Raw genomic sequence first — 8,007 nt, 5'->3', positions numbered from 1 at the left:
CTTGTTGGCCGGCACGCGCACCTGGCGGCGAAGTGCCGCCACCGGGTCGAGCGTGAAGCCGTGGCTGCCGGAGAGCCGGGCGCCGGGAGCGAAGGCGGCAGCGTCGGCGATGGTGCGGCCGCGGCCGATGAAGGCGCGGCGATCGGTTTCGGCCTCGGCGTCGCGCGAGGGACCCGACGGATCGGTGACGAAATGCACCATGGTTAGGTCGGGCTCGTTCTTTTCGCGCTTGCGCCTGGTGGCGAAGATCGCGCCGTTGTTAGCGGAGATCTCGGTCTCGACGAACATCTTCGAGAACGCCGGATGGGCGTTGTCGGAGGCTTCGTTGCCCAGCACCAGCTCGGCAAAGGACGTCACCTCGATGTGCCGGTCGGTGGGGCCGTCGTTGTAAAGCGTGACGCGCCGGCCTTCGCCATTCCCTTCGGAGATGACGATGCACTCGACCTCCGAACGCAGCGAGCCGATCGATTTGGTAAAGCGCGCCTTGTCGTCCGCAAACAGCGTCTGCACGCGCTCGCCCTCGGCGCGCTTCGGCTCGGCGGTGGCCGACCACCAGTCGCCGGTCGCGGTGTCGCGCAAGAAGATATAGGAGCCGAGACGGTCTTCGCTCGGGTCCGGCTGCCAACGGGTGATGGCAAGCTCGCCGAAGCGGCTGTAGCCGGAGCCGGTGGCGGTGACCATGACCGAGTAACGGCCATTCGACATGACGTTGGTCGCGCGCAGCGCCTTGATCGGGTCAAGGATGATGCGGCTGTCCGGGCTCTCGGTCTCGGTCTCGTCCTTGGAGCGCTCGTCGGCCTCGGTCCTGACGGTAGCGGTCGGGATGTCGCGCGGCGCCTTCTCCTGCAAGAGGAGTTCGGCCGATTCTATCACCGGATCGCTGTGGAAGCGTTCGCGCAGCCGACCCTCGAAGATGGCGTCCGCCACGGCGGCGATCGACATGCCCGAATGGTGGGCCATGTAGTTCTGGACGACCGCGTGGTCGGTGCCTTCCGGCACGCGCTGCGGCGTGAAGTCGACCGCATCGTAGAAGCCGTGCCGGCCGAGCGCGCCGATCGCGCGCAGCCGCATCAGGTTCTGCACCGCCTCACGCGGGTTGAACTGCGCCGCCAAGATGGTGGCGTAAGGCGCAATCACGGTGTTCTGGCCGAGGCCGCGCTTCAGGCCGAGGCCGGGCACGCCGAAGTTGGTGTACTGGTAGGTGAGCTCGCGGTCGCGGGCATTGTAGGCCGCTTCCGAGATGCCCCAGGGCACGTTCTTCGAGCGCGCATACTGGATCTGGCGCTTGATGATGAGCTTGCTGGTCTGGTTGAGGATCGAGCCCTGCGGCTCCTTCATCACCAGCGGCGGCATCAGGTACTCGAACATCGAGCCCGACCAGGACATCAGCGCGCCCTTGAAACCGATCTCGACAATCGGCCTGCCGAGCCGGAACCAGTGCTCGGTCGGCAAGTCGCCCTTGGCGATGCCGAACAGGCTGGTCAGCCGCGCCTCGGAGGCGAGCAAGTCGTAGCAGCTCTCGTCGAGCTGGTGCTCCTCGACGCGATAGCCGATCGACAGGAGCTTGCGCTCCTGCCGCATCAGGAAGGAGAAATCCATCTCGAAGGCGTAGCGGCGGCAGCGCCCGCGCAGCGCGAGCAGCTTGGTGCGGAGCGCCGAGACCGCGCTTTCGTCATTGTGCGAATCGTGCACATGCGCCTCGCAGGTCGCCTCCAGCCTGGCCGCCCAGTCGGCGATGACGTCGCTCTTGGGCGACGCCGCCTCGACGTGGATGGCCGTGGCGAGCTTGCGGATCTCGCCGGCCAGCACCGCGAGATTGATCGTGCGGATCGAGGCCATCTCGGGCTGCGCCTTGATGGTCATCACTGCCCGGCGCATGCCGTCGAGGCGGTCGGCAAGACGCTGGCGCAGCGGCCGCAGCTGGCGGCGGTCGTCGGGCAGTTCCTCCAGGCTCTCGTCGAGGATGGTGACGGTGTCGAGGATGCCCTCGAAATCGCCCTGCAGGTGGACGGAAGGCGCCTCGGCCCATTCGGCGCAGGCCGCAGCCACGGCGACCAGATGGCCGGCGAGATTGCCGCTGTCGACCGCCGAGATATAGAGCGGATAAAGCGGCTTCAGCGTCGTCGTGTCGTACCAATTGTAGAGATGCCCGCGATCGCGCGGCATGTTCTCGATGGTCGTCATCGTGGCGTCGATGCGGGTGATGGCATCCGACAGGCTGATCCAGCCGAAGTCGCGCGCCGACACCACCGAGAGCAGGTAGACGCCGATATTGGTCGGCGAGGTGCGCGGCGCCACCACCGGGGCCGGGCTTTCCTGGAAATTGTCGGGCGGCAGATGGTGATGCTCGGCCGTCACGAAGGTCTCGAAATAATGCCAGGTGCGACGCGCCACGGTGCGCAGCGCATGGATGTCGGCGGCGGAAATGCGCAGCCTGTCCTCGGTCTCGGCCGAGCGGCTGATCCAGCAGGCGACGGCGGGCGAGCCGATCCAGAAAATCGCGAAGAAGAAGGCGACGAACGCGCCGGTGGAATCGGCCAGCACCGGAACGGCAAGGCCGACGACGCCGATGATCACGGCGCCATACATCATGCTGTAATAGGCGCCGAGATCGCTGCCGCCGGTCTTGTGCGCCTGCGAGGCGGTGCGCCACTCCAGAAGGTTCTGGCGGCTGACGAAGAGCCGGTAAAGAGTGCGGACGATGGCATCGCCCATCATCCAGGCAAGGTGCGCCATCAAAAGCACCTTCAGCGCCACCAGCGCGGTGCCGAACACAGTGTCGCGCGCCAGCGCCGAGAAATGGCCGCGCGGCGTCTGGTCGCCGCTCTTCGGCAGGATGCCGTTGACGATGTCGAAAGTCGGGGCCATGAACAGGCTGAGGATCATCAGCGCCTGCCACTGCGCGGCCTGCGTGAACGGCAGCAGCGTCCAGCCGGCGATACAGGCCATCACCCAGAAGATCGGGGTCACCGAGCGGCGCAGGTTATCGACCATCTTCCAGCGCGACAGTGCCGGAACGCCGGAGCGCGGATCGAACATGAAGCCGAGCAATTGCCAGTCGCCGCGCGCCCAGCGGTGGTGGCGTGAGGCGTCGACCGAGTAGCGGGTCGGATAGTCCTCGACCAACTCGACATCGGTGACGAGCGCGGCGCGCGCCAGGGCGCCTTCGAGCAAATCGTGGCTGAGGATGGTGTTTTCCTCGATGCGGCCCTTCAGCGCCGTTTCGAAGGCGTCGATATGGTAGAGGCCCTTGCCGGTGAAAGTGCCGTCGCCGAAGACGTCCTGATAGACGTCGGACACGGCAAAGACGTACGGGTCGAGACCGCGATTGGCCGAGAAGACGCGCTGGAAGAAGGACGCATCGTCGCCGCTGGTGAGCGAGGCGGTGATGCGCGGCTGCAGGATGGTGTAGCCGGCTGTGACGACGCGCTTTGCCGGATCGAAATGCGGACGATTGAGCGGATGCGCGAGCTTGCCGACAAGGCTCGAGACGGCGTCGCGGGTGGTGCGCGTATCGGCGTCGAGCGTCATCACATAGGTGACTTTGTCCGGCAGCGGCACATCGAGCGGCAGGAAGGTGGTATCGCTGTCGCCGCGCAGCAGAAGGTTGAGCTCGTGCAGCTTGCCGCGCTTGCGTTCCCAGCCCATCCAGCAGCCCTGGGCCTGATTGTAGAGCCGGCGGCGATGCAGAAGATAGAAGCGCGGAGCACCTTCCGACGGGTAGCGGGCGTTCAGCCTGGCGATCTCGTCGCGGGCATATTGCAGGATCTCGATGTCGGCTGCGTCGATTTCGGTTTTGGAATCCGGCCAGTCGGACAAAAGCGCGAAATGGATCTCTTCTGCCGTGTTGGCGAGATGATGCACCTCGATGTTGCGGATGTTTTCCTCGACGTCGTCGCGCGACCCGATGAGCGAAGGCACGACGACCAGCGTGCGCGCTGAGGCGGGGATGCCGTGCTTATAGTCATAGCCGACGAGCCGCGTCGGCTTGAGGAAGAGCGCCACGACGGTGTTGAAGAAGGCCAACGCGCCTTCGCTTGCCGGCACCGCGAACAAAGCCAGCATCAGCGTGATCGCCCCTGCCGAGAGGCCGAGATTGGCAAGCGCGTTGCCGGACAGCACAAGCAGGAGCACCGTCAGCAGGAAGACCGGCACGACGATGCCGAGCCAGCCGGTGGCGGCAAAGGCGCGCTTGAAAGTCACATAGAAGGGAGCCCGGTAGCCGATCGCCTGTTCCAGCTCCGGCCGACGCGGTCCGACCAGGAAGAAGCCGACATCGGTATGCACGGAGGGGTCGGCAGTTTCCGGCACGCCGGACGCATCGGTGACCCCAGGCATGTGGCCTGCAAGCTCGATCGCCGTTTCGGCGACGCGGAATTCGGAAAGGTCGGAGCGGCGCGCAAGCTGCTCGATCGCGGTGCGATACTGATCGCGCGAGAAGAAATCGAGCGCGGCGAAATCGGTCTTCTCGCGCAGCAGCGTGTCGATGCGGCTGACGCCCTCGAACCAGACCGTCCAGTCGACGTCGTTGATGAGGCGCAGGCCGCGGATGATGTTGCCGGTGGTGACGTTGCCGCTGGAGAGCGTCTGATGCTCGGAGATGATGATCTCCTCGGCGTCGGAGCCGGTCTTCTCGAGCTCGCCCTCCAGCCATTCCAGCGCGCGGCCGGCGTTCTGCGAACCGTCACGCAGGCGATAAAGGAGCTGGGTGGCGAAAGTGGTATCCTGCGCATGCGCGGCGTAGCTCGACAGGATCCTGGTCCGGTCGGCATTGTCGTCGGTCGCCAGCACCCGGTCGGCGACCTCGTTGGCGATCTGGCGCATCTCTCTGGTACGGTTGACGCGCACTGCGATGCGTCGGAGGTTTTCGATCAGCACGAACCGCAGCAGCGACGGCAGCGCCCAGAGCTCGCCGATCTTCAGCGGCTCGACCGATTGAAAGCCCTCGACGATGGCCTTGAACATGGTCGCCGAGACGGCGCTGTCGGAATGCTCGACATAGCTCCAGGCGACGACGAAGGCGCGCGGCAACGCCGTGCCGCCCGCAAGCTTGAGCGTCGGCAACTGGCGGTAGAAACGGCGCGGCAGATCGCGCTTGACCTGAAATATGGTCTCTTCGACCAGGTAGTTGTTGTCGAGCAGCCATTGCGCCGCGGGCGTGATCGTCTCGCCCTTGGCCTGGGCGGCGTTGGTCGAACGGTAGACTTCGAGAATCTTCTTGGCGCTATCGCGGATGCGGGCCTGGAATTCGAACGGCGAAAGCCCGAACAGGTCCCTGACATCGCCCCTGGCGAGTGCTGCGCCCAGCGCGCGCAGCCGGTCTTCCGGCAGGAAATTGGAGCGTATCGGCGCTTCCGTGACGGTCGGGAAGCCGGCACTAGTTTGTTCGATCTTGGCGGGATTCGTCTGGATGTTCATTGATTATTCCGTAAGGCGGGGCGCGATGCGGCGTCACCGCCACGGCAATGGCCCTAAAACCGGTTCAAATGCAATCTGTTGCACGGCAGGTTCGGCCGAAAGTTTGTTTGCGCTCCGTGACAGGGGCGTCCCCTTTCGACAACTCAAGGGCGAACGCCCCTCGCTTCCCGCCCCGGGTCCGATCAGGGAAAGGATTCAGGCTTTTTCGTGATACATGCAAGAGGCCAGGCGATATTTCGCCCGAGCCGCGATCATGTTTGGCAACAGCCGTTAACCATTGGCGGCGGTGACGCGCAGGCGGATCACAAAAATCAGCTCATGCCCTTCAGGCTGGAGGCGCAGTTTCTGGCTCTGCTGATCGAGGACGAGCGCATCAAGCGGTCCGAGGCTGGCAGCGGTGTTCGTGAGGACTGTGACGCCACCGCCAACCGGCAAGATAATCGTCGTGCCGTCGGTCGACCTTATCTCGACTTCACCCGAAACAGGCAAGCGCTCGACCGTATGGCTGATGCAGCCGCGGCGGCTCATGACGTTGAGATCGGTGATCGGGCCGCCCATCAACGTGGCGCGGGTCGGCACGTCGCCGGGAAAAGGAAGCGGCGCCGAGGCTGGCGTCAGCCGCGCCGGCGGTCGAGAGGCGATGTCGAGCATAATGCCGTCGCCTTCCAGCACCGACAGCGTGCGGTCGACCCCGGCGAAGCTGGAGAATGGCCCGCTGGTCTCGACGCGCGCCATGGAGATGCGCCAGTCGAAATCCTCGAGACCGGCGCCATCAGGCGAGACGGCGATCTCGGTGGTCGTGCCGCCGCCGTTCTTCCACGGCATGACGCGATAGCCGGCGGCACGAAGGATGCGCATCGGTTCAACCCAGTATGCCCGGCAGGTTGAGCTGGTGCTCCTTCGCGCACTCGATGGCGATGTCGTAACCGGCATCGGCGTGACGCATGACGCCGGTCGCCGGGTCGTTCCACAGCACGCGCTCCAGGCGCCTGGCCGCGTCAGGCGTTCCGTCGGCGACGATCACCATGCCGGCATGCTGCGAGAAGCCCATGCCGACGCCGCCGCCGTGATGCAGCGAGACCCAGGTGGCACCGGACGCGGTGTTGAGCAGCGCGTTGAGCAGCGGCCAGTCGGAAATGGCGTCGGAGCCATCCTTCATCGCCTCGGTCTCGCGGTTCGGCGAGGCGACCGAGCCGGAATCGAGATGGTCGCGGCCAATGACGACCGGCGCCTTGAGCTCGCCCTTGGCCACCATTTCGTTGAAGGCGAGCCCCAATCGATGGCGGTCGCCAAGCCCGACCCAGCAGATGCGCGCCGGCAGGCCCTGGAAGGAGATGCGCTCGCGCGCCATGTCGAGCCAATTGTGCAGATGCGTGTTGCCGGGGGTGAGTTCGCGCACCTTGGCGTCGGTCTTGTAGATATCTTCCGGATCGCCCGAGAGCGCAGCCCAGCGGAACGGGCCGATGCCGCGGCAGAACAGCGGACGGATGTAAGCCGGCACGAAGCCGGGGAAGGCGAAGGCATTTTCGAAACCCTCGTCCTTGGCGACCTGGCGGATGTTGTTACCGTAGTCGAGCGTCGGCACGCCGGCGTTCCAGAACGCCACCATCGCCTCGATATGCTCGCGCATCGACGCGCGCGCCGCCTTCTCCACCGCCTTCGGATCACTGACGCGCTTCTCGCGCCATTCGGCCATGGTCCAGCCCTTGGGCAGATAGCCGTTGATCGGGTCATGCGCCGAGGTCTGGTCGGTGAGGATATCGGGGCGGATCCCACGCCTGAACATCTCCGGCACGATCTCGGCGGCATTGCCGAGCAGGCCGACGGACTTCGCCTCGCCGGCCTTGGTCCAGCGCTCGATCATTTCCATCGCCTCGTCGAGCGTTTTGGCCTTCTCGTCGAGGTAGCGAGTGCGCAAGCGGAAGTCGATCGAGTCCGGATTGCATTCGATGGCGAGGCAGGAGGCGCCGGCCATGACAGCGGCCAGAGGCTGGGCGCCGCCCATGCCGCCGAGGCCGGCGGTCAGGATCCACTTGCCCTTGAGATTGCCGCCATAGTGCTGGCGGCCGGCCTCGACGAAGGTCTCGTAGGTGCCCTGAACGATGCCTTGCGTGCCGATATAGATCCAGGAACCGGCCGTCATCTGGCCGTACATCATCAGGCCCTTCCTATCGAGGTCGTTGAATTTTTCCCAGGTCGCCCAGTGCGGCACGATGTTGGAATTGGCGATCAAGACGCGCGGCGCGTCCTTGTGGGTGCGGAAGACGCCGACCGGCTTGCCCGACTGCACCAAGAGCGTCTCGTCCTCGCCGAGCGTCTTCAGTGACGCGGCGATGCGGTCGAAATCGTTCCAGGTGCGCGCCGCCCGGCCGATGCCGCCATAGACCACGAGCTCGTTCGGGTTCTCGGCGACCTCCGGATCGAGATTGTTCATCAGCATGCGCAGCGGTGCCTCGGTCGTCCAATAGCGGGCGTTGAGCTTGTCGCCGCGCGGCGCGCGGACTTCACGAATGTTGTGGCGAGGGTCGGTCATGTCGGCAGTTCCCTTTCGATCAGGTGCGGCGGGAGCGTCAGCGCGCCGCCCAGGCA

At 65.4% G+C, this 8,007-nt stretch carries 3 protein-coding genes; all 3 read right to left on the bottom strand.

The genetic code is table 11. From position 1 onward, the window contains the following. Positions 1-5,418: glucoamylase family protein (locus EOA32_RS29655; protein WP_281015293.1), on the bottom strand; the 5,418-nt coding region annotated here is incomplete at its 3' end. 270 nt (positions 5,419-5,688) lie between these two features. Beyond that, positions 5,689-6,276, bottom strand: a complete 588-nt coding sequence (locus EOA32_RS29650; protein WP_128373618.1) for a HutD family protein — start codon at positions 6,274-6,276, stop codon at positions 5,689-5,691. A 4-nt stretch (positions 6,277-6,280) separates the two neighbouring features. Continuing rightward, the gene (gene hutU / locus EOA32_RS29645) at positions 6,281-7,951 is read right to left on the bottom strand and encodes a urocanate hydratase (RefSeq protein WP_128373617.1); all 1,671 of its coding nucleotides are present in this window, start codon (positions 7,949-7,951) and stop codon (positions 6,281-6,283) included. Positions 7,952-8,007 lie beyond the last annotated feature (56 nt).

This window comes from Mesorhizobium sp. M1A.F.Ca.ET.072.01.1.1 (assembly GCF_004023325.1).
Taxonomy (GTDB): Bacteria; Pseudomonadota; Alphaproteobacteria; order Rhizobiales; family Rhizobiaceae; genus Mesorhizobium.
The sequence above is the reverse complement of the archived record's forward strand: the minus strand, read 5'-3'. Positions and strand labels throughout refer to the sequence as shown.